Consider the following 23,027-nt stretch of genomic DNA (forward strand, 5'->3'; position numbering starts at 1 on the left):
CTCATGTTCCATTACCCTCCATTTTATTGTTAGAACAAGAACGACACTCTTTGTGAGTGTTGAACTCAAGTGCTTTTGATTAAAGTTACATTCTGTAAAGCTATGATTTCGTATCCTTTTTGCACAGTATTGCGCTCTGTAAGCAGTAATGTGCATTGATAGGCATACTTGCGTGCTGATTTTTGTTACGTTTAGAGGTCAAGATAGTGAATTTAATTTGGTAACATACGATATCTTCTTGTTTATTTTCTTCGTATATCTTTGATTAAATACTGATAGACGAAAGAAGTTCGCATAATAAAATGTTAGACAGTTATCGTACTGAGAGGAGTTTTAGTGTTGGAAATTCATCAAATTGAAACTTTCGAAGATGTAAAAGATGAAACTCTTCGTTACCGTGTGAAGCGAGCTAGTACTGGTAGATCTTTAGAGTGCATTGCTAAATTGGACGGTAACGAGGTAGGTCTTTTATCACTTGACATCGGAAAGCGTCCAGAGGATCTCGATTTCATTTATGAGGTTTATGTTTTGCCTGATCATAGATCTAAAGGAGTTGGTGAAAAGTTAGTGAAATATGCGGAGTGTCAAGCAAGGTCACGTGGTTGTTTAGGTATACGACTTGAAGCTCGAGCGTTTGATCATACGATAGATACCCAGTGGCTAATATCTTGGTATGGTAAGCAAGGCTATGTAATAGCAAAAAACAGCAGTGAATATATGGAAAAGTCATTCTCTTTGGTATCGATCTAACAGGCTACTTAAGAGGGATTTGCAACGCGTGGTATTTTGATTATGCATTGGTTTATGTAAGGCGGTTTGCAGAGATTTTTGTATTGGTCACCTCTCCGCTGGGCGTTAGTACAATAGAGGAAATAATGAATAATAACGAAAGTGTTAATTTTTTCATTCGTTTTGTGACTGAGAAATACAATAGTGTTGTTTCTGCTACTGATCTGCTAGTAAGAAGCTTATCTGGCGAGAAGGCACAAGATAAAAAAGAGAAAGCATTAGCCGTAAACAATAGTACCGGTGACTTGTTATCTGCACTGGCTAAAAACGATCAACCAGTATGGTTGACGGGACTAAATCAGCATACTAGATCTTATGCTGAGGGGAGATCAACTAGCTATCATTTGATGCAGTTTATTCTAGAAAATCGCGTAAATATCACTACTCATTCTTGGGTCTTTGATCAAAAATCCGAAGCATTCGATTTCGATTCAGTTTTCGAGCGTTATCGTTCAGAAAGCAGGCTTCCAGAGCTCTTTGACGAGATAGTTAGAATATTAGAAGAAATCCAAAATAGCGGCGAAGTGGATAGCGTTACTATGATGTCAGCTTTAGGCAAAGTCATAGCAACGTTGAAAAAGAGTAAAGATGGCTCTTACTTTTCAGTAAACAGTGCTTGGTCATTCCTTGTATCTTTTTTGCAAAATTATATGTGGGCAGAGCTAATTAAATTACCTGTGCTAGGTACAGCAATGGAAGCTCTTAAGCAGACAATTGAGCAAACGAACCAAGAGATGTTTAAAGTTCACACTGAAGTACAAAACGAGATGCAACGCACAGTGGAAGAGCAAGTTAAAGGCCTTAATAGGTCTAATTTTAAGTTCATCGGTTATGATAAAAATGGGCACAACCTTGAAATATCATCTGAAGTAAAAGCTCTTTCAACAACGGTGTGATAATTGTACTAATCGTATCAACATGACTTACTACATTCGACATTGTAGGTTCACTTTTAGTTTTAGTGATTAAGGTACTAAAAATTCAGGTTAATCTGCATAGTAGCAAACGTGTTATGCAGGCGTTATATCGTATAGGAAATAATTAATGTCAAGTGTATGGATATTTTCCAATAAAAAGAAGGGATCGTATGGGGAGTCTGATTGGGACACTGATACTATCCTCAAAAAGAAAAGATACTACTTTAAAGAATCTGAGCCTAACCGTAAAAATATAAAGAAAGGAGATTTGGTTTTGTTTAGGGTGTATGGTTCTGGTTTTTGGGGGAGTTGTGAAATTTCAGATGATTGGGTTCCAGATGAAAAGTGGCGAGATAAAGGGCGTGACGTAGCAACAGGATGGTTTCCAATAAAAAGTGTTATCAATTGGAATGTTGTTCTACCTTATGAAATTATTCGCTCAGAGTTATCTAATAAAAACTCACGTATGAGAATTGCAAAATCCAACTCTGAAGAAAAAAGCAAAATTGAATTTGCAAAAAAAATATATATTGATCTAGGTTATGGCGCTACTGATGGTAATTTCTTTGTACTTGAATCTGGTGTTGAAGAAGCTGTTAAAGCAAATATTTCTCAATTAAAGCTAAAGTTGGCTGAAGATTCTATTCAGCAGCAATGTGACCTTGGTATTGGTGTTGGTCGAACAGATTTAATTTGCCGAGATGAAGATAATAACTTCGTTGTATTAGAACTAAAAGCTACCCAAACTTCTGATTATGTTGTTGGACAGATATTAAGATATATGGGTTACATTCAAGAGAATTGGGCTGAAAAAGAAAAGGTTAAAGTAAAAGGAATTATCATGACGCCGTCTTATGATGAGCATTTACGGCTTGCGGCTAAAGCTGCAAATATTCAAGTTCTGCGTTTAAGAATAACGTGAGTATACGATATAACAAGGCAATGCGTTGCACTCGGCGGTTTTGGTATTGCTGGCGTTATATGCTCTTTGAGGGAAAATGATGAGTTTCGTGGGTTCGCTACGTAAAAGTATTGTAAGTACTTTATCAATTTATAGTAAGAGTGATTTTAATCCACAATCAGGATGGAAAGTTTTTTTATCTTGAGTGCTTGGTGGATTGTTCCTACGGTGGTAGCTGTTGCACTTGTTGAGGTTTTAGGGCGTAAGTTTTCAGTTACATATCTACAGAAGGCGATTGGTCAAGGTGTTAGCCCTGAATTATGGAATACTCTTGGTGTTATTGCTTTAATTTCGATGGGGGTAAGTATTCTCCTATCAAGATTTGATGCTATTCATTCATTTTCGGCTAAAATTGCAAATAAACTATTATTGGTGAGTTTTGAAGTCGGTCTGCTTGGGTTGGGTGTTATTATTGGTCAAACAATATTTGGATTTGAAAAATCTCAGTTTCTGAATTGGCAAGTATGGTTTTTTGGCATTGGTTTTGTAAGTATGATTCTAATTGCCATCTTATTAAATTTTATTTTGTGGTTTTGTTCCCAAATAATTTATTCGCAAGATGGGAAAACAAACTTTATGCAAAAAACGGCTAGCAACCACTATTTTTTCATCTTTTTTTTAGGTTTATCTTTAATCTTTGTACCAATCATTTTATTGGTACTAGAAAGATGAATATATCAAGTTGACACGTTTAACCCCAGCCTTGGTATGGGATTTGATAGGCTTTGTGAGTACCTAGAGGTATACCTTATTGCAGGTGCCATACAAAGTTTTTATATAATTATAAGTAAGTGATTATGGATTTTGAAAGAAAATTATCCTCTCTAGAAGAGGAGTTAGCTAGTCTTAAAAAAGAAGGTACGAAAATATCAGATGATACGCGAAAAGCATTGATTTTTGATATTGTAGAAAAAAGTAAAAATAGTAGGTACAAAGCATTAACTATTGGTGTTGGTATTATGGCTGTGATTTTATCACTTGTTGCAACGATTGGCTTCCAATCTGTGCAGAACAAAACAGCAGAATACATAGTTGGCTCTGAGTTAAAGAAACAAGTTTTAAGTGAATTATCACGAGAGAAATTGGAGTCTGAAAAGAACTTAATTGAAGCAAGGCTGATCGTTGAACAATTGAGAACTGAAGAAAATAAATTAGAAAACAGAATTGAAAAATTGCTTAGTAAAGTTGATGCAAAGCAAAAATCATTAGAAAGAGTATCTAATGTTATTGCTAAACTGGGTGTTGCAAATAGAGATATAGCGACAATAATTGAACCAGAAATGCTTAATGCGATTAATGACTCAAATATATTTATTTTTTTTAATTCATTTGGGATTTCTAATGTTTCTGTTATTAAGTTGTTAGCAACAGAAACCGAAGGATTTAATTTTCATAATATTACAAAAAATAGTATCCGCGATAATGTCAAACAGATTCAAGAGCGGTATGAATTGTCTGTTGATGGTAATTTAGGCCCATGTACCTCATTGGTTATTGGTTCATTACTTTTAGACAATTATGAGGTGGAGACGAGAAAAGAGTTGGAGATGTCATCATTTAATTCTGAAAAATGGTTAACGAATTCATATCAAACCTGCTCACAAAGAGATAAATCTCAGATTCAACGATATGTAGACTATCCCGATCTTCCAATGCATATACAGTTAAATAACTTTATTACAGCGACTGGAATACCAAGAAAGGATTTTCTCAAAAATTTAACAAAAAATATGCCAGAACCAATTGCGTATAAAGCATTGAGCTATATTGGCTATGAGTAATGCGTAGATTTTGTATAACAAATTTATCAACACGATTGATGACATCATTGGTTGTGATTGTTCTTTAATTCAATGTCTTAAGGAATAATTTCAACGTGGTCGTTATGGTGGTATGCAGCAAAGCGGAAATTATTAATAAGTGGTAGATAAATAATCAAGTGGATTATTTTGATGATATTTGGCTCTGGAGGGTTACCAGAGCCAAATGGAAGTTAAGGCTTTAGTTGTTCAAGTACTTTGCTAAGTATAACGCAGCTTGAACTGACTAAGGTCATTGCGAAGAGATTGGATGAATTCTCTAGTCCTAAGAAAACCCCTAACGCAGCAAGTAGGATAGCAAATACTGTAAGGAACAGTATATATATCGCTTTATATGACAAAGTCGTAGCTCCTTATGTTAGCGAGCGCCAAAACTCTGTGTATATGAAATCAACAACACACAGACTCTAACGCTGGCGTCTGAGTTCTAGTTTCTTGTGACTTCATCGATCCACACTTGGCATCAAGTTTCTTTATTTAAAACTATCCGCACTTCCGTTTCACAATTTCATACGGTATCGTAAATTATATGCAGTGGTTCTGTTTGTCAATCTTCCTTCTTAAGTAATCTCAATAGGTTAGATATATGTGACGAGTGCTAAAAAGGGGAGGGCGGCGAACTATGAGAGTAGCGCCCTTACAAGCAATTAAGATGATGTATTACACTCGGCGGTCTGGGGTCTTTTATCAATAGATATTAGTCTTTGTTAACTAGTTAATATGAGAGTAGAAAATTGAGCAAATTGAAGGTTGTGTTTGTAGAGGATGGCGGGCAGGCAAGTCAACTTGGAATAATAGTTGGTGATATTGTCATAAGTTATAATGGAGAGGTGGTCAACTCAAAGGAAGTGTTGCTGTCTTTGATGGAGTTAGTAAAATCACACCCGCAAGATATAGTGCCAATTTTAGTTCAGAGAGGGGGCAGCTTTCTATCTTTTGACGCTAGTTCTAAGTCTTTAGGAGTTAAGCTTGAAGAGGTACTAGAAGAAGCGCAGGAGGAAAAGATTACCTTTAAAGCTAATAACAATAAAATGACCATTGTTGATATACAGATGCCATTCTGGTCAATGGTTGTATTTATGGTAAAGGCTGCAATTGCGTTTATTCCTGCATTTTTTATTTTAAGCGTTATTGGTACTTTAATTTTTACGTTCATGTTTGCCGCTATTCAATAATCACATGATAAGATGCAATGACCAACGCTAAGTTGCTGTTTGTACCAAAATTTCAGTGTACCAAAAAGTGTACCAAATTTTGATTGTGCTAACTTTTTACAATTAGTGATGATTTTTATAAATGTAATTATCATTAATCATACCGTCTCTTTATTGGTTGTAATCAATTGAAAAATAACTGTTTAATGGTTCAAGGAACCACCTCTGACGCAGGGAAAAGCGTATTGGTCACTGGATTGTGTCGAGTTTTGGTAAGAAAAGGTATAAAGGTAGCGCCATTCAAATCTCAGAATATGGCTCTCAATAGTGCAGTAACAAAGGATGGTGGTGAAATTGGTCGTGCACAAGCGGTTCAAGCACAGGCCGCATGTATCGAACCGACAGTACACATGAACCCTGTATTGTTGAAACCCAATACCGATGTTGGTGCTCAAATTATCGTTCAAGGTAAAGCTATCGCAGATATGGATGCGATAGGCTACAACGGCTATAAAAAAGTCGTGATGGGACCTATCATGGAGTCTTTTGGTATTTTACAAGATGAATACCAAACTGTGATCATAGAAGGTGCGGGTAGCCCAGCAGAGATTAATTTACGTGAAAACGATGTCGCGAACATGGGTTTTGCAGAAAAGGCAGATGTGCCAGTTATCATTATTGCAGATATTGATCGTGGTGGTGTTTTTGCGCATTTGTACGGCACATTGGCGTTATTGTCGGAATCAGAACAGGCACGTGTGATTGGCTTTGTTATTAATCGTTTTCGAGGCGATATAAAATTACTTGAATCTGGGCTTGATTGGCTTGAAGAAAAAACCGGTAAACCAGTCTTGGGTGTTTTACCGTACTTACATGGCTTGATGCTAGAAGCGGAAGACGCGATCAATGTTCAGCAAGTTGAAGCCGCAGACGAGCAACTCAATGTGGTTGTGCCGGTATTAACCCGAGTAAGCAACCATACCGATTTTGATCCGCTGCGTATGCACCCACAAGTGAATTTACAATTTGTCGGTAAAGGGCAAGCAATACCTCCTACAGATCTTATTATTATTCCTGGCACCAAAAGTGTGCGCAGCGATTTAGCTTTCTTACGCGAGCAAGGCTGGGATAAGCAAATTGAACGTCATTTGCGCTTAGGGGGCAAAGTGATGGGCATTTGTGGTGGTTATCAAATGTTGGGTGAAAGTATTGCCGATCCTGATGGAATTGAAGGGGAAGCGGGTGAAAGCCAAGGTCTGGGCTATTTACAAACATCCACGATACTTGCACCACAAAAGCAGCTTAAGCAAACCGTTGGTACACTTCAATTATCTGAACAACCAGCTGTACCTGTACGTGGTTATGAAATTCACGCTGGTATTACATCGGGCATTCAGGCTAATGCCCCAGTGCAACTTCAAGACGGACCAGATGGCCAACTCGGTATTGATAATCAAGTGTTCGGAACATACCTACATGGTATTTTTGAACAGGCAGAAGCATGCAATGCCATTTTATCTTGGGCTGGATTAGAAGCCACGCAAACCCCTGATTTTGATCTAATACGCGAGCAAGGTATTGATCGTGTTGCCGACACACTTGAAGAGTACATGAAGCTTGATAAATTGTGGCCTGAATGGGCTGATAAGTTTACTAAGTAATATGCGATAAAACCTTAAAGCACATTATTCAGAGAATCAAAAAAGCCCGTGTAACATCCGATATTATCGCGATGTGGCACGGGCTTTTGTTTTATGTATTACTACATTGTTCTTTTAGAGGAAACGTCGAAATTAACGTTGCTCTAATGGGTACGAACGGTAGCTCCACATGCCATACGTACGAAGTGCATCGCGGTAGATACCTAGAAGCTCACCATCTGTAGGTACTTTTAATTCGTCGAGTGGTTTGTCTGCGGCTGAAACAGTATCAAACGTAATGTCTTTAGGACCAGTCTGCCAGCTTGCGATTTCAAACAATGTTTGTCCGCGGCGTACATGGCTTGCAGAGCTAATAATAGTGGCATGATCAATATCGTGACGGGCTAGGGCATAGCTGCTGTACAGCGCGTTCTCTACCGTACTGCGTGCATAGTTATCTTCAATAATACGGCTGCGGTCTATCCCTTTTTCTACCAGCCAATCAGCCATTAACTTACCTTCAGTTTTATGGTTTTTCGGCACACCACCAGTCAGTACGATTAGCGACTTAGGCTGTTCTTTAGCAAAGGCTAATGTCATTTCTAAACGTTGAATGAGTATGTCATGCATGCTGCCATCTGGATTTAGGGCATAGCCTAATGTGATGATAGCGGTATTGCCATCTTGTGCTTTATCAAATGTGGTTTTAAGTGGTGTTTCCACTATGCGATTCACGGTATCAAAAATGCGTTGCATGTCTGCGGCACGTCCTGGATTAAGTGATTCCAGTACCTTCATGTGTTTTGCTGATTCTGCATCGTTACCTGTAAAGTGCTGCCACACAGCAAGGTAAGAATGTGCATCTACATCTTCAGGTGCAACACTTAATACTTTTTCAAAAAGCTCAATTGCGCGGTCAGCATTCTTGTTATAGATCTGTGCATTCGCGGCAGAAATTAACAAATCGGTACGATAAGGTTCTAAGTCGTAGGCTTCTAGCAGTCGATTAGTCACTATCTCCATGTTACTTGGCATTTTTGCGGTAAAGCCAGCATGTGAGATACGAGCGGGTGATTTGAATGCAGTTGCCGCATCAATGAGTAATTGGTCAACAACCTGACGTTTTGTGGTGAACTGACTATATTCAACAGTTGCTTGAATGCTTTGTTGAGTATCGGTTTGATTTGCAGCAAAAAGTGAGGAAGAAGAAAGGGTTAATAGGCTACCAAGAGTAAAAGCAAGAATTGTCTTTTTCATTATATTAGTCACTTAAGTTCACAGTTTGGACTGCAATATAGATAATTCTCGAAGAGAATTTTGTGATTTATGATTGAAAATTACAGTTATTTTGCAGGAATATGTGAAATTGGAATCAAGCTCCGCTTTGATGTATGTTCAGTTAAACGAAACGCTAGTCTAAAAGACAACAAGGTGATGCATGACTCAAGAATATAGTTTTCGAACGTGCTCTTTTGACACTGAACGGTTAAAGGTGAGTAATGTACTGAGTGTTTTAAATCAGTCTATTTCTGAAGCAGAATTATCTGATGTTGCTTTAAAAATATTAACACCAAATGTAACTCAATCTCTTCCTCCAGAGTTTCAATCAGTTCAGTGTGTTGAATCTGCAAGTAAATGGATAAATGAGATGGTTACTAATAGCCATTTCCTCATTATTCAGCAATTAGAGAGTCATCAAATTATTGGTTTCATTTTTTTCTATGTATCCAGTCCAAAAGAGTCTGGCTCCAATGTACATATTGGTTATCTTCTTGATGAGCGGTTTTGGGGAAAAGGTTATGCGAATGAATTCATGGAAGGGCTAATTGAATGGTGTAATCGTTCTCAGTTAGTCTCAAAGTTACTCGGTGGCGTTGATGTGGGTAATGCTCAATCAATTAAGTTATTACAAAATAATGGGTTCAAGGAAGCAACAGGCGATTCACCAAATGGGGTTGTTTTTTATGAACGTTCATTTAGTAAATGTTGAATTTTTGTAGTGACAAAAAAAGTCTTAGTACTGTCGTTGTGAATACGACAAGTATCTAAGACCTTTTATTTTAAATCTGTATTTAATCGCTCTATGTAAGCACTGTTAGAGATGAATCAATTCATACTCTATAGTACTTAGCTTTGTCCGATGATCAGCTCTTCATCAAGATCCGTTAAAATCATTTTTTGAATATCTAAGCCAAGATACATCAAAATCAGACACCAATTTAGAAAAGGAATATTGTTCTTTTCTAAGTTGTCTTCAAAGTGGTCTAGTTTCCAGTTGAATGATTCAGCTAAATCAGTAAACGTCAAACCAGTGAATACGCCTTCACCGACAACGCGATTAAGCTGTAAACGTGAAGGGGAAACAAATTTATTAGCAGGTAAAAAAGCATTGCGATCAAATGCAGATAATACTTTACGTACATCGACAGAAAGCGCATTACCGCGATTATTTATATTAGGCTTGCCTACTAAAGCAACAAGAAAACACCAGCAAGTATATGGAATGTATGAAACCTCGTACGGTTCTTTCTTATAGCCAGCAGTCCAATCACAAAATCTGCGTTCAGAAATGCCAGTAAGTTTAACTAACTTAGCTGATTCATAACCGTATTCGCGTAGTAATGCTAAAACCTCTGCAACTTCAGAAACGAAAGGCTTGGTCCAATTGTTGACTGGTGTAAATGTATTTTCTCTAATCACGAGCTAACCTTTTTGCAAGAATAAGCTTATTGAAGCATATTCACATGTTTGGTGTACAAATAACGTACTTTATTATGAACCATTTACATGAACGAAATTGGATCATCGAGGGGAATGATACTGATAAGTTCCGAGATGTCTATTAAAGCTCATAAAAGTTGAACATTTCATGCCAATTGATACCAGTATCAGCACTTTTTGCTGCTAAAATTGATGACCATTGACTAGTTTATAGAGTATTAGATTATTTAAAGGACATTAAACAATGCCCATCATCTTTATTTTAAGATAGGTCGCTAATGTTTTGCCATCTTGAATCTCATTATTTAATACTTTTTGTTCAAACTCATTAACAGACATGGTGACGACTTCAATTATTTCATCGTCATCTAATTTTCCAGCCGTTTCTGATAATTCTTGAGCGAGAAATAAGTACTGAACCTCATCGCAAAACCCTGGTACAGGCAGAAGTTCACCAAGGCTTTGCCAACTTTCAGCTTTCAGGTTTACTTCTTCTGCGAGCTCTCTTTTCGCGCAATTTAGTATGTCTTCTTTGCTTTCTAACGTACCTGCTGGAAATTCAAGAATCCATTGCTTAATCGCTGGGCGATATTGATGTACCAAAACAAGATCGCCGGAGTGATTAATCGGCACAATGATCACGGCCCCAGGATGTTTTACTGTGGTGAATTCAATGTTTCGACCATCAGGTAGTTGGTGATGCTCTTGCTCTATTGAAAAGCATTTCCATTGGTAAAGTGTTTTGGCAGATGTTTTGGTAGACATTGGCAACTCCGTTACATTTAACAAGCCAGTAGCTTGGGCATATATAATATAAAAAAAGCGATTTCATTGTAGGTGATAAACCTGATGAAATCGCTTTTTGATACTGCCAAGCTTATCCATAAACCATGAACATTGAGTGAAAATCAGAATGAACCACTTCTAGCTAATTGCAATTTGGCTGCGTCCCCAGCTTTTTGCACGATGTAGGGCGCTGTCTGCTTTCATGTAATCAAAGCTATATTCCTGAAACTCGATAGGCGTAATACCAATGCTAACGGTAATACTGACTTTATGACCCGATTCTAATTCTAAAGACCAACTGGCAATTTCGTCTTTTAAGTGAGATGCGAATTCTTCAGCGGCTATTATGTCAGTTTCGGGCAGCAGTAAACAAAACTCTTCACCACCGATTCGAGCGAGGTGATCGCCTTTACGGGTATTCTCGCGTAAGCACTTGGCGAGCATCATCAATACTTGATCGCCGGCATGTAAACCGTAGCGGTCATTGATGGCTTTAAATCCATCAATGTCTAAAACGAGCATAGAGAAATCACGTAAATAACGTTGACTACGTGCTGATTCACTTTGATAAATCGGCAATAGCCCAGAACGATTGTGTAAGCCGGTTAAAAAATCGGTAGTTGCTGTTTGTTTTACTCGTGCTATCGCTTCGTTACGATGACGAGCAAGTAAATAAGCCATAATTACAACAATAGAATATGCGCTGATGTTTTGTAATGCTTCCGTTATTTGAAGTTGTTTATCAGAGACTTCAGCGACGCCCAGTACAATGTAGAAACAACCAAATAATGAGCTATACCACCAAGCGTATTTCTGTTGTAACGCAAAGAAGCACAATAATGGAATAGTCAGACCAATGGTATTGCTGATATGGCGAGAGCTGTCGGCATAAAACCCTAGTGCACAGGCTGCTGTTGTTGAAAAGATGAAAACCCAAATAAGTAAATAGGGGTTTATTTTATATCTATTAATGACTGAAAGTGTATAACAAATGACCATGCCGATAACTGCAGAAAATGTGAAGTTAACAGGAACGTTAGAGACAAAATAGGTGAAAGCAATGATAGCGCAAATCATGCCTGAAAATGGGAAGAGAATAGTTAGTTGTTTTTGAAGCGTTTTCTCACTTAATTCTATGTATGCAAAATTAGAGGATTCAAGTTGAGTACTTTTTATAACTGTTGCCATAATACGGTCTTACATCCTTGTTACACAAAAAAACCGCCAATGCGCAACGTGATGCATTGGCGGTTGTAGAATAACAGTAATGTCGAGTATGTCTAATTATTTTTAGCAACAAATGTAATCTATTGATTTAAGACAAGAATGATTTTATCAATTTAACAACAACTTCAGGTTGTTCGTTCGTGACCCCATGACCAGTTTCAGGAATAACGACAATCGGGGCATTCAAATACCCACTGAGCTGAATGCCACTTTTTAGCGGGAAGATCTGATCACTGTCTCCCCAAATCACCATGCTACTGGGTAGGTTGTTAGGCGGGAATTCTGCAATACGATCTCTATCTTTGATGAGCGTTTGAATCAATGACGTTCTTTCTGCTTGCCAAGGCGAGAAGTAGCTGGTGTAGATTTGATCTGCAATGAAGTCAGGCATGTATTTTTTTTCATAAAAAACGTTGTCAAATAATCGCCTTACTTCATCACTGTTTTGAGGAACAAATAAATTCTCGGGTTTATCAACCCCTGCGCGTAGGCATAAATCGTCAAGATCTTTCTCTGAAAATAACGGACCTGGGCTGGCAATGATGATCGATTTATCAATGCGTTCAGGTGTGGTCATCATGTTGTAGGTTACAAATCCGCCATAGGAGATGCCAGCGACATTCACTTTGTCTATTTTTAAATGATCCATAAGTTGCCAAATGGCATTTGTTTGGGTGGTTAAATCGGCTAGACCTTTACTGTGTGAATCACCAAACCAAGCAAGATCAGGAGCGATAACTTGATAGTCTTGGCTTAGAGCCATCATTTCTTTTTGCCATGTAGAAATTGCAGTACCACCAAACCCATGAAGTAATAATAATGGTTTACCCGTACCACCAATCCAGTACTTTATATTGCCACCTTCTTTCAAGGGCAAGAACTGCTCAGAGTAACCTGCATTGACTAATGACTCTCCGTCTTGCGTGGCTTTCCATTTAACAATTTCACATCCCGAAAGGGTAAATATAAGCACAAAAAAAAGCACAATATGTCGATATAGTCTTGGCATCAAAGGTTCCTTTTAGGAGATGGCATGAACTGGTTAAAGTGTATTATACAGTGTTTAACATGATTCATTACGGCAATGTTTATATGCGGATGTTTTATATACGAATTGCATAAAAGTACGAATAATTCCCGTTTTTTTTGCATGACTTTGGCTTTATAATTGCTTTATCAATTTTTATAGCATCTACTTTTCGATATACTCGTTTCTATTCATATAGAATATGAACCATGTCATGTCAGTTTTGAATAACATGCTATAAACTTTTTTTGAATATCTTGTTGTAAAAAAAGCGTTTATAAATAGCGTGTTGTTTAAAATTCATTAACAATCAAAATTTAGGGAGAGAACATGCGTGTTTTAGTTACTGGAGGAATGGGTTATATCGGTAGCCATGCTTGTGTTCAAATGATTGAAGCAGGAATGACCCCAGTTATCGTTGATAACCTATATAACAGTAAAGAAACAGTATTGGCTCGCATTGAAGCATTAACGGGTGTTATGCCTGCGTTTTTTCAAGGTGATATTCGTGACCGTGCTTTTTTAGAAAAAGTTCTCTCTGAAAATGATATCGATGCTGTTATTCACTTCGCAGGCTTAAAAGCGGTGGGGGAATCTGTTGTTAAGCCTTTAGAATACTATGATAACAACGTGCACGGTACCTTGGTATTAGTTGAAGCAATGCGTACTGCTGGTGTTAATAGCCTTATCTTCAGCTCTTCTGCAACTGTATATGGCGATCCTGCATCTGTACCAATTACAGAAAACTTTCCAACAAGCGCAACCAACCCGTATGGTCGTAGTAAGTTAATGGTTGAAGAATGTCTAACCGATATTCAATTGGCTTACCCTGAAATGAGCATTACGCTACTACGTTACTTTAATCCTGTTGGCTCTCATAAATCGGGCACAATGGGTGAAGATCCGCAGGGCATTCCAAACAATTTAATGCCGTTTATCTCTCAGGTTGCGGTTGGTCGTCGTGAATTCTTATCTGTGTTTGGTGATGACTATCCAACAGTCGATGGTACCGGTGTGCGCGATTATATTCACGTTGTTGATCTGGCTGATGGTCACTTAGCAGCATTGAACTACAAAGGCTCAGAAGCTGGTTTGCATATCTACAATCTTGGTACTGGTAATGGTAGCAGCGTAATCCAAATGGTTGATGCATTCTCAAAAGCATCAGGTGTTGAGGTTGCCTATAAAGTTGCACCACGTCGCCCTGGTGATATTGCTGAATGTTGGGCGGATCCTGCAAAAGCAAAGGCAGAACTTCATTGGGAAGCAAAACTGTCGGTTGAAGACATGACGACAGATACATGGCGTTGGCAGTCAAATAACCCGAACGGTTACCCTGACGCATAACGAGACGATTAGTAAGAAAAAACTAAACCGCTATATCAACTGTGAAAACAGATTGAATAGCGGTTTTGTGTGTGTAATTACAGAAATTACGTGTTTTATTGTGGTTTATATCATGAGGTCTAGATGTACCTTAGAAATACTGTGCTATAATCTGCAGCTAACATTTTTCACTTTTGTGTGAACTTAATCACATAAAGGTCGAGATATTATTGATTGTAAACTCTGAATCAGAGCGTTTTTACCGGAGCATCATTTTGCATTTTAAAGATCTTGGATTAGACCCACGCCTTCTTAAGAAACTGACACACCTTGGGTTTGATCGAGCAACTGAAATTCAGCGAACAGCCGTCCCCGTGGCTATTATGGGGAAAGACGTGCTAGCCTCGTCGAAAACAGGCTCTGGTAAAACACTGGCGTTTTTATTGCCTGCTATGCAGCGTATGTATCGTGGTAAGCCATTTACTCGTCGCGATCAACGTGTACTTATTTTAACGCCAACGCGTGAGTTAGCAAAACAAGTGTTTGCTCAATTACGTACGTTAAATGCGGGTACACCGTATGATGGCGCGCTGATTGTTGGTGGTGAAAACTTCAACGATCAAGTGAAAGAATTCCGTAAAGACCCAATGTTTGTTGTAGCAACACCAGGTCGTTTTGCCGATCACCTTGAGCACCGTAGCACAAGCCTTGATGGCCTTGAAATGCTAATTCTTGATGAAGCTGACCGTATGCTTGATCTTGGTTTTGCACCTCAACTACGTCGTATTCACGAATTGGCTAATCACCGTCGTCGTCAAACTCTAATGTTCTCTGCAACAATGGATAATGAAGATGTGATTGAAATGGCGTCAGAGATGCTAAATGCACCTAAGCGCCTTTCGGTTGGTAACTCAAATGAAGAACATACTGATATTACACAGCGTTTCTACTTGTGTGATCATCTCGATCATAAACAAGCACTACTAGATAAAGTGCTTGAGACTGAAGATTACAATCAGGTCATTATCTTTACGGCAACGCGTGCAGATACTGACCGCTTAACCGCTGAGCTGAATGAGCGTAAACTGAAAGCTGTCGCATTAAGCGGTAACTTAAATCAGAATCAACGTAACAGCATCATGAGTCAATTTGAGCGTGTATGTCATAAGATTCTGGTAACAACAGATGTCGCATCTCGTGGTTTAGATATTGATGGCGTATCGCACGTTATTAACTTTGATATGCCAAAGCATGCTGAAGAATATGTTCACCGTGTGGGTCGTACTGGTCGTGCTGGTAACAAAGGTGACGCAATTTCACTTGTTGGTCCTAAAGACTGGAAGAGCTTTAAAAGTGTTGAAGCCTACTTACAGCAATCTATTTCTTTCAGTGTAATTGAAGGTTTAACGGGTAAGTTCAAAGGTCTTAAACCTGCGCCGAAGAAAAAGTTTATTAAGAAGAAACCAACAGATCAAAAAGCATCTGCAGCTAAGAAATCTACAGCGCCTAAAGCGAAGAAGAAAGTTGATAAGCGTTTTTACGATAACGTAGCAGTGGGTGAAAATGTATTTAAGCCTAAGAAAAAACGTAACGTTGATGTGAGTAAAGACGACGCATAAGTACGGTAATTATACTGCGTTTATATCAGTGTAATCTGTAATAGAGAAAGGCGTTTACTGTTATTAACAGTGGCGCCTTTTTTGTTTGTTGCTTTTATCAAGGTTACAGTCGCCTTATAAGTGACGATGTCACTTATTGGTCGGGTGCCAGTTATGTTGGTTAATAAGGCTAAGTAATTGTTCAGTTTCCAATTCTAACTCTTTGATTAACCAGTTAACAAAGTTTGTGACGTTGTCACTTTTTGTTCGGCAGTAATAATAATACTTCCATGGGCTATCAATGATTTTTGCTTCAAGGGGCAGTTTTAAAAAACCTTGCTTCAATTCGTTGGTCACAAAAAGTAAATCGGTAATTGTAGCTCCTTGCCCTGATAGGCAAGATGTTAGCGCCATGTCTAATGTATCGAAAGTGAGTTCTGTATTGCCGAGTGGTTGCTGTATACCCGTTTGGGCAAACCAAGCTCGCCAATCAGAACGATCTTTTGTTGGGTGTAGGCGAGGGTAAGTCAGTAATTCATCGATCGTTAGTTGCGTATCGCCCTTTACCAATAACATCGAATAAACAGGTGCTAGATACTCTTTGCGTAAAAAGATGACTGGCTGTTCGATTGTTGTGGGATCTTGGTAGTTTGAAATTGCAATATCATAATCATCAGAATCGAGATTCAACTGATCACCATAATTGCCGTTATTACCAATATTAGATGAAATAATGATATCTAAGCTGGGGTTCTGTTCTTTAAAGGAATGCAAACGGGGGATCAACCAACGTACCGCAAAGCTCATTGAAACATTTAATTTTAGGGTGTTATCTTCATGCTGTTTAAGTTGGTGAATGGTATTATTTAGTTCACTGAATTGGCGAGTCAGTATCAAAGCAATTTCTTTGCCTTCCTCTGTTAATATTAACGCACGGTGCTGACGAATAAATAGTGTAAAACCAAGTTGTTCTTCTAATAAACGTATCTGACGGCTAACTGCACTTTGTGTCACATTTAGCTCTTGTGCGGCAATGGTAAAACTAAGGTATCTAGCTGCCGCTTCGAATACACGAAGCCCATTTAATGACGAAGGCAGTAGAGCATGTCTTTTAATCATTAGTCACCATTTCTTTGCATGAGTTTTTAGAATGCTAAAGTGTCATAAAAGTCGTTTGAAAAGCAAGACTAAATTTTTTACATTAAGCTGATAATGTTTCTTGGGTTCAAATAGTAAGTGCATAACCATTTAATGAATAAGCATGGTTAGTGACTTAGATTAGGTAATAAATGAAAAAACTGCTCACTCTTGCAATACCTCTTATTATTTCTCAACTGGTTGCACAATTACTGGTCTTTACCGACGTCTGGATGATGGCAAAAATGAGTGTACTGGCAATTGCTGGTGGCGGCTTAGGTGCATCTGTTTATTCATTTGTCTTTATTATTGCGGGCAGTACAGTCGGGTGTGTCGCGAACTTAATTGCTATCGCGTATGGCAAGCGAGTACGACAGCCTGATGCGGGTAACACTGAAATTCGCGCCGCAGTAAAGGGCGGAATACTGTTATCTTTATTACTTACCATTACACTTCAGCCATTTTTTGTCATGCTTAAAGATTGGTTATTAATGGCTGATCAAGATCCACAAGCTGTTGCCTTGGCTATGGATTACATAAATGCATTAAAGTGGTCAATGCTTCCAACCTTAATGTTACTAGTATTACGAAGCTTAGTCAGTGCGTTTGGTGATACGCGTTCGATAATGGTGATGTCGGTAGCAACGGTTATTTTGAATGTACCTATCAGTTATGTTCTCGCATTCAGTATGGATATGGGAATTGCGGGTTTAGGTTATGGTTCGTCATTGGCGTCGCTGATTATTATGGTTGTTTATGGGCATTGGGTCTTTAATCGTCCTCGTTATCGTCAATTTAATCCATTTTCTAAGTTATATGAATACCGTTTGGGTACCATAAAGCCATTATTGGCCATTGGTGTGCCAATTATGATCGCGACATTACTCGAGCATGCTTTGTTTTCTGGTGGCGCATTATTGGCCGGTACATTGGGTGCCGTTTCATTAGCGATCCATCAGATTGCGATGCAATGTTTGAATTTTTCATGGAATATCGCTTTTGGTTTTTCACAAGCGGCTTCTATTTTAGTTAGCCAGCATTTTGGTCGTGGTGAACCTCAGATGGTACGGCAGTATGCTAAACAAGGATTATTCGTTGTAACCGCTACCAGTGCCGTTATTGGTTTATTCCTGATTATTTGGCCTGAATTTTTAACACAAGTATTCAGCATAGAAGGGGATGCAATGGCACAAGAGCTAGTTGCAGCCTTACCTGCTGTAATGATCATGGTTGCACTGTGTTTTGTGGTTGATGCATGGCAGTTAACAGCGATTAGTGTATTACGTGGTATGAAGGTGGTGATAGCCCCAACGATTTCGACTGTGATCGGTTATTGGTTAATTGGTTTACCTGCCGCGTGGTTGCTTATGAAATTAATGGGCGTAAAAGGTGTATGGGCGGGTTTTGCTGTTGGTTTAGCGGCAACAGGATTAATGTTAGTTATATTGTTATTTAAATCTCTAACACGCTTTGAAAATCAGATTGAAAAACAAAATGATGACGTCGAGCATAACCTTAATAATAACGATAATGTAACCCCGCAAACGATTACGCTGCTGTAGTTTTCAGCAAAAAGCAGTAAACGTTCACTGTAAGTGATATTGAAATTTAATAACTTATTAAACCGTTGCTTCAACAAGCAGCGGTTTTTTTATCGCCTAAGCATTGTTATTTTGTATCTCTTGACTGCAATCAATAACATTAAATGAGAATCATTCTTGATCTCATTCGTGTTGATGTGTATTATTTGCAAAAAATCGCTTCTATAAGTTTATTATGTTGTTAAGTTCTGTGTTGTTAGCTTCGATGCTACAGAATCCTCTTTGTGATGTATGCTGGTTACGTGATGATAGTCGTAAAAATACGACGGTATTGGCATATTTAAAAAATGAAAATAAGACATCTGAACACTATTTAAAACCATTGATGGGCACACAGAAAAAGCTGCTCGATGAATGGGAAGCTATGGCTGGAAATAAAGCAGAAAAACCTTGGTTAGATATTAATGGATACCACTATAAAACCTTAAATAAAGGTGTTCGTGGCGTAGTGGTTCGAAAAAACCAACAACGTGAAGATGTTGTGATTAATATGAATCTGCGTGCTGAAAACCATGCTTATTATCGTTTAGGGAATTGGAGTGTTAGCCCCAATAACCGTTTAGTTGCAATTGCAGAGAATATCGTAGGTGATGATAATTATATTATTTCCGTTATCGATATAGCATCAGGTGAAACACTAACTCAATTTTTGGGTGAGTATGCTGATACCTTGGTGTGGAAATCAGACAAAGAAGTGATTGTTGTTGAAAATGAAACCAACACATATCGACCATATAAAGCGGTGTTACGAAATATTAAGACAAACACGTCAGTCACGTTATACCAAGAAACAAACCCTGCTTGGTTAGTTTCTGCTTATATGGCATCCGATGCGAAAAGCATTCTTATTCAGAGTAATAATCATAATACGAGCGTTCAATACCTATTACGCTCAGAAGAAAAATCAGGTATTGATCCAAAGGCAGCGCTTCGATTAGTTAAACCTCGAAAAAGTAGTGTCGAGTATTATGTCGATGTGCTGGATGGCAAATATTACATAAAGTCTAATCAAGGTGGGAGATTTGCAATTTACACTGCGCAGGATGTGCAACGTGAATGGACGCCAATTATCCAGCCAAATGGTGAGATCACTCGCTGGCATCTTGCTAATCGTCGTATTGTGATTGAAGAAAAAAAACAAGGGATAACATTACTGGAAGGTTTTGATCTTCAGGGCAAAAAAGTATTCAGTAATAACCTGTCAAAAGCGGCATCTGTTGGATGGATGGCTCGCAATACTAACCCCGCCAGTCAGACGATTAATGTACGTACCATGGGGTTAAGCCAACCACCTGCATGGACAAAGCTTAATATAGAGACAGGTGAAACAGTCAGTTCAGATGCTGATGTATATAACCAATTTAGTACAAATAACTACGTATCAGAATTGATAAGTGTAAAGCATCAAGGTGTAGAGGTACCTGTATCTCTGGTATACCGCAAAGATATGCTTACCGACGATTCCCCCGTATTTCTTTACGGTTATGGTGCTTATGGCGTCACTATGCGCCCTTATTTTATGCCACAGATTATTTCATTGGTTGATCGCGGTGCAGTTTATGCCATTGCGCATGTTCGTGGTGGCGGATTTAAAGGTGATGATTGGTATCAGGCGGGCAAAGGCGTAAACCGACTTAATAGTATTCAAGATTTTATTGCTGCTGCTCAGGTCATGAAGCAGTTTCGTATAGAGTCACCGTCTGAAAAGAAAGTGGACCGAGACATTTTAGCACTAGGCAGTAGTGCAGGTGGTACGCTTGTCGCAGCGGCAATCAATCAGCGTCCTGAATTATTTAAAGGGGCTGCACTGCAGGTGCCATTTGTTGATGTATTAAGCAGTATGTCTGATGAATCTATTCCATTAACTCGCCAGCAATACGCTGAATGGGGAAACCCGAATAAACCTGAAGAACGTAATGTGATGCGTGTTTATAGTCCGTTTGACAATATTTCAGCAAAAAACTATCCCGCTCTGTTGGTTCGAAGTGGCTTATTTGATAGCCGTGTACCTTACTGGGAAGCAGCGAAATATACCGCACGTATTAAAGCATTATCGACAGCAAATAATCCTTATTTGTTAGTCACCGATTTGCAGTCTGGACATAGTACAGACCGCACTAAGGCACTACGCCAACAAGCGATGGATTACGCATTTTTGCTCAATCTGACCAACCTTAATAAATAATAATAAGTAGTATACCCATGAATAAGACAGTGCTTGCTGTAGCGGTTTCTGCACTCTGCGGAAATGTACACGCTGCTGATATGTCATCAACACCATCACAAAATACATCTGTTTCTCAAACAAATGTTGTGATGGTAACCGCTCAAAAAATTGAAAAAGCGCCTTATGAAGTGAATGGCTCCGTAACGGTTATTACATCCGACGAACTGGAGCGCGAAGGTGCAACAGAGCTTTATGATAGCTTGAAAAATATTCCCGGTGTCAGTGTTAGCGGTGGTGCGGGGCGTCCTCAGAATATCACGATCCGTGGTATGCGCGGTAACCGTATCAAAATCATTGAAGATGGTGTTGAAACGGGTGACGGTTACGGTGCTGATGATTTGAGTGACAAAGTGGGGCGCAATAGTTTTGATCTGTCTGCGGCGAAACAGCTCGAAGTCGTAAAAGGTGCAGGATCTTCTCTTCATGGTTCTGGCGCCCTTGGTGGCCTAATCGTAATAACGACCAAAGATGCATCTGATTATTTAACACCACATAAAAATACAGCAGTTGAAGTCAGCACTAATTATGTGGGTGAAAGTGACAAAATCAAAGGCACAGTAAACTTTGCACAGCGCATTGGCTCTTCAGAGCATCTAGTACGTTATAGCCAATGGACGGGTAGTGAATCTGAGAATTATACTGGTGAAGTATATGATCGAGATGTTGACGGATTTGATCTTTCTCTAACCAGTAATTTTTATATTGGTGATCACCAAGAAATTAAAACCAAAGTCTCTTATTACGAAGATACAATGGATCGTAATGACCATGATAATTATAAGTCTGGTGATTTTAACGAAAATACAGTGACCTCTTCTAATAAATATCAAGCGACGTATTTGTATAACGATGCTGACTTTGTATTATTTGATGACGCGAAAGTGCTGGGTTACTACCAATCTACCAAAAGCAACAATAACAAAACACGGTATAAAACTAAGCTAGTTCAAAATATAAATTACAAATTGCTGTTACTTGAGAACGGTCAGTTTGATGAAGAAAAAGTGGGACTGAAAACAGAATTCCAACGCCACCTTGATAACCAAAATATAGTATGGGGTGTTGATACTGTTTTTAAAGAGCACTCACGAACGCTTGGAAAAGCCGTTATTAGCGATGGTTCTACATCTACTTCCCAAACGAATCCTTTTGCTGATGCCAATACATTTAATATTGGTATGTATGCACATGATGACATTATGTGGAATGCATGGGATATCGGTTTCGGTGTTCGATATGATTTTCACCAGTTAACCCCAAAAGATAAAAATCAACTAGCCAGCAATGGTTATAACTTCGCACTTAGTGATACCACATCAAGTGAAATATCACCGTCATTCTCGATAGGTTATAACTTTACCGATGAGCTGAAGACGTATTTTAGCTATAACCACGGCTTCAATTCACCTAATTATGCCAAAGTGTATGGCTATGTACCTCATGATGGTGTACCGCCATTTGAGATAGTACCGAATTATAATCTGAAAGCTGAAACCAGCGACAACTTTGAGATCGGTGTGAAATCTCGCATGGGTATTTACAGTGTCAATGCTGCTGTGTTCTACAGTGATTTCGATAATTTTATTCGCACAAACCGAACGGGTATGAACAGTGATAATGGTCGTATAACCATTCAATATGTGAATCTTGACAAAGTGAAGTCATACGGTTTTGAGATGGGTGCGAGCGCTGAAGTAAGCGAAACAGTAACCGCTTCTGGTAGTGTCGGCATAGTGACCGCAGAAGAAGAGAACGGCGCATACGTTGAAACATCGACCCCGTGGGAAGGTAATTTAGCGCTTGATTACAGCCAAGATTTTGATGCGTTTGTGCGTTGGAATTTTGCGGCTGCGATGAATAAAGTACCAACCTGCTCTGATGGTGAATGTGTGACCACAGCAGGCTGGGGCACGGTTGATTTAGGTTTAAGTTATGAGCCTATTACGGATCTATTTATTAGTGGCAACCTTAATAACCTCTTTGATCGCGAGTATGTACGTTACCAAGATGTAGGTGGCATGTCGGATGCGCTATCAAAATATAATGCTGAAGCGGGACGTAATTTCAACGTCTTCGTGAAGTATAACTTTTAAGGG

19 protein-coding genes are annotated in these 23,027 nt (G+C 38.7%); 13 read left to right on the forward strand and 6 right to left on the reverse strand.

The window, feature by feature from the left end; all coding sequences use genetic code 11:
• The first annotated feature begins 336 nt into the window (after window positions 1–336).
• The 7 genes from C9J47_RS05715 (at window position 337) to C9J47_RS05745 (ending at window position 7,302) form a co-directional block, all read left to right on the forward strand.
• Entirely contained in the window at window positions 337–750 is a 414-nt protein-coding gene (locus tag C9J47_RS05715; RefSeq protein ID WP_170107431.1) for a GNAT family N-acetyltransferase, read from the forward strand.
• Window positions 751–875: 125 nt separating this feature from the next.
• The gene (locus C9J47_RS05720) at window positions 876–1,685 is read left to right on the forward strand and encodes a hypothetical protein (protein ID WP_170107432.1); all 810 of its coding nucleotides are present in this window, start codon (window positions 876–878) and stop codon (window positions 1,683–1,685) included.
• Between the two features lie 148 nt (window positions 1,686–1,833).
• Window positions 1,834–2,628 carry an endonuclease NucS domain-containing protein gene (locus C9J47_RS05725; RefSeq protein ID WP_107252632.1) on the forward strand — a complete coding sequence of 265 codons (795 nt, stop codon included), beginning with the start codon at window positions 1,834–1,836 and terminating at the stop codon, window positions 2,626–2,628.
• A 180-nt stretch (window positions 2,629–2,808) separates the two neighbouring features.
• Window positions 2,809–3,339: a hypothetical protein gene (locus tag C9J47_RS05730; protein ID WP_146150839.1), complete on the forward strand. Its 531-nt coding sequence runs from the start codon at window positions 2,809–2,811 to the stop codon at window positions 3,337–3,339.
• A gap of 125 nt (window positions 3,340–3,464) precedes the next feature.
• Window positions 3,465–4,448, forward strand: a complete 984-nt coding sequence (locus C9J47_RS05735; RefSeq protein ID WP_107252634.1) for a hypothetical protein — start codon at window positions 3,465–3,467, stop codon at window positions 4,446–4,448.
• 773 nt (window positions 4,449–5,221) lie between these two features.
• On the forward strand, window positions 5,222–5,662 hold the full coding sequence (locus tag C9J47_RS27505; RefSeq protein ID WP_107252635.1) for a PDZ domain-containing protein: 441 nt from the start codon (window positions 5,222–5,224) through the stop codon (window positions 5,660–5,662).
• Window positions 5,663–5,847: 185 nt separating this feature from the next.
• A complete protein-coding gene (locus C9J47_RS05745) occupies window positions 5,848–7,302 on the forward strand; it encodes a cobyric acid synthase (RefSeq protein ID WP_107252636.1) in 1,455 nt (484 codons plus the stop codon).
• A gap of 132 nt (window positions 7,303–7,434) precedes the next feature.
• On the opposite strand, the gene C9J47_RS05750 is transcribed toward C9J47_RS05745, so the two are convergent.
• Window positions 7,435–8,538: a YdcF family protein gene (locus tag C9J47_RS05750; protein WP_107252637.1), complete on the reverse strand. Its 1,104-nt coding sequence runs from the start codon at window positions 8,536–8,538 to the stop codon at window positions 7,435–7,437.
• Window positions 8,539–8,719: 181 nt separating this feature from the next.
• On the opposite strand from C9J47_RS05750, the gene C9J47_RS05755 reads away from it, so the two are divergent.
• Complete coding sequence (locus tag C9J47_RS05755) at window positions 8,720–9,271, forward strand: GNAT family N-acetyltransferase (protein ID WP_107252638.1); 552 nt, start codon at window positions 8,720–8,722, stop codon at window positions 9,269–9,271.
• A 137-nt stretch (window positions 9,272–9,408) separates the two neighbouring features.
• Here the strand turns inward: C9J47_RS05755 and C9J47_RS05760 are convergent, their stop codons facing one another.
• From C9J47_RS05760 to C9J47_RS05775, 4 genes are all read right to left on the reverse strand, one after another.
• A complete protein-coding gene (locus C9J47_RS05760) occupies window positions 9,409–9,981 on the reverse strand; it encodes a hypothetical protein (protein WP_107252639.1) in 573 nt (190 codons plus the stop codon).
• 258 nt (window positions 9,982–10,239) lie between these two features.
• Entirely contained in the window at window positions 10,240–10,767 is a 528-nt protein-coding gene (locus C9J47_RS05765) for an NUDIX hydrolase (protein WP_107252640.1), read from the reverse strand.
• Window positions 10,768–10,926: 159 nt separating this feature from the next.
• A complete protein-coding gene (locus C9J47_RS05770; RefSeq protein ID WP_107252641.1) occupies window positions 10,927–11,976 on the reverse strand; it encodes a GGDEF domain-containing protein in 1,050 nt (349 codons plus the stop codon).
• A gap of 127 nt (window positions 11,977–12,103) precedes the next feature.
• Window positions 12,104–13,024: an alpha/beta fold hydrolase gene (locus C9J47_RS05775; RefSeq protein WP_107252642.1), complete on the reverse strand. Its 921-nt coding sequence runs from the start codon at window positions 13,022–13,024 to the stop codon at window positions 12,104–12,106.
• A 348-nt stretch (window positions 13,025–13,372) separates the two neighbouring features.
• Between C9J47_RS05775 and galE the strand changes: the two genes are divergently transcribed.
• Window positions 13,373–14,389: a UDP-glucose 4-epimerase GalE gene (gene galE, locus C9J47_RS05780; protein WP_107252643.1), complete on the forward strand. Its 1,017-nt coding sequence runs from the start codon at window positions 13,373–13,375 to the stop codon at window positions 14,387–14,389.
• Window positions 14,390–14,643: 254 nt separating this feature from the next.
• Window positions 14,644–15,987 carry a DEAD/DEAH box helicase gene (locus C9J47_RS05785; RefSeq protein WP_107252644.1) on the forward strand — a complete coding sequence of 448 codons (1,344 nt, stop codon included), beginning with the start codon at window positions 14,644–14,646 and terminating at the stop codon, window positions 15,985–15,987.
• Window positions 15,988–16,116: 129 nt separating this feature from the next.
• Here C9J47_RS05785 and C9J47_RS05790 read toward each other — a convergent pair whose 3' ends face one another.
• On the reverse strand, window positions 16,117–17,085 hold the full coding sequence (locus C9J47_RS05790; RefSeq protein ID WP_107252645.1) for a LysR family transcriptional regulator: 969 nt from the start codon (window positions 17,083–17,085) through the stop codon (window positions 16,117–16,119).
• 170 nt (window positions 17,086–17,255) lie between these two features.
• On the opposite strand from C9J47_RS05790, the gene C9J47_RS05795 reads away from it, so the two are divergent.
• The 3 genes from C9J47_RS05795 (at window position 17,256) to C9J47_RS05805 (ending at window position 23,024) form a co-directional block, all read left to right on the forward strand.
• Entirely contained in the window at window positions 17,256–18,665 is a 1,410-nt protein-coding gene (locus C9J47_RS05795; RefSeq protein WP_107252646.1) for an MATE family efflux transporter, read from the forward strand.
• A 214-nt stretch (window positions 18,666–18,879) separates the two neighbouring features.
• Window positions 18,880–20,889, forward strand: a complete 2,010-nt coding sequence (locus C9J47_RS05800; RefSeq protein ID WP_107252647.1) for a prolyl oligopeptidase family serine peptidase — start codon at window positions 18,880–18,882, stop codon at window positions 20,887–20,889.
• 17 nt (window positions 20,890–20,906) lie between these two features.
• Window positions 20,907–23,024 (forward strand): TonB-dependent hemoglobin/transferrin/lactoferrin family receptor, encoded by a 2,118-nt coding sequence (locus C9J47_RS05805; protein WP_107252648.1) that lies wholly within the window; start codon window positions 20,907–20,909, stop codon window positions 23,022–23,024.
• The last annotated feature ends 3 nt before the right edge of the window (window positions 23,025–23,027 follow it).

It is taken from the genome of Photobacterium indicum (assembly GCF_003026215.1).
GTDB lineage: Bacteria > Pseudomonadota > Gammaproteobacteria > Enterobacterales > Vibrionaceae > Photobacterium > Photobacterium indicum.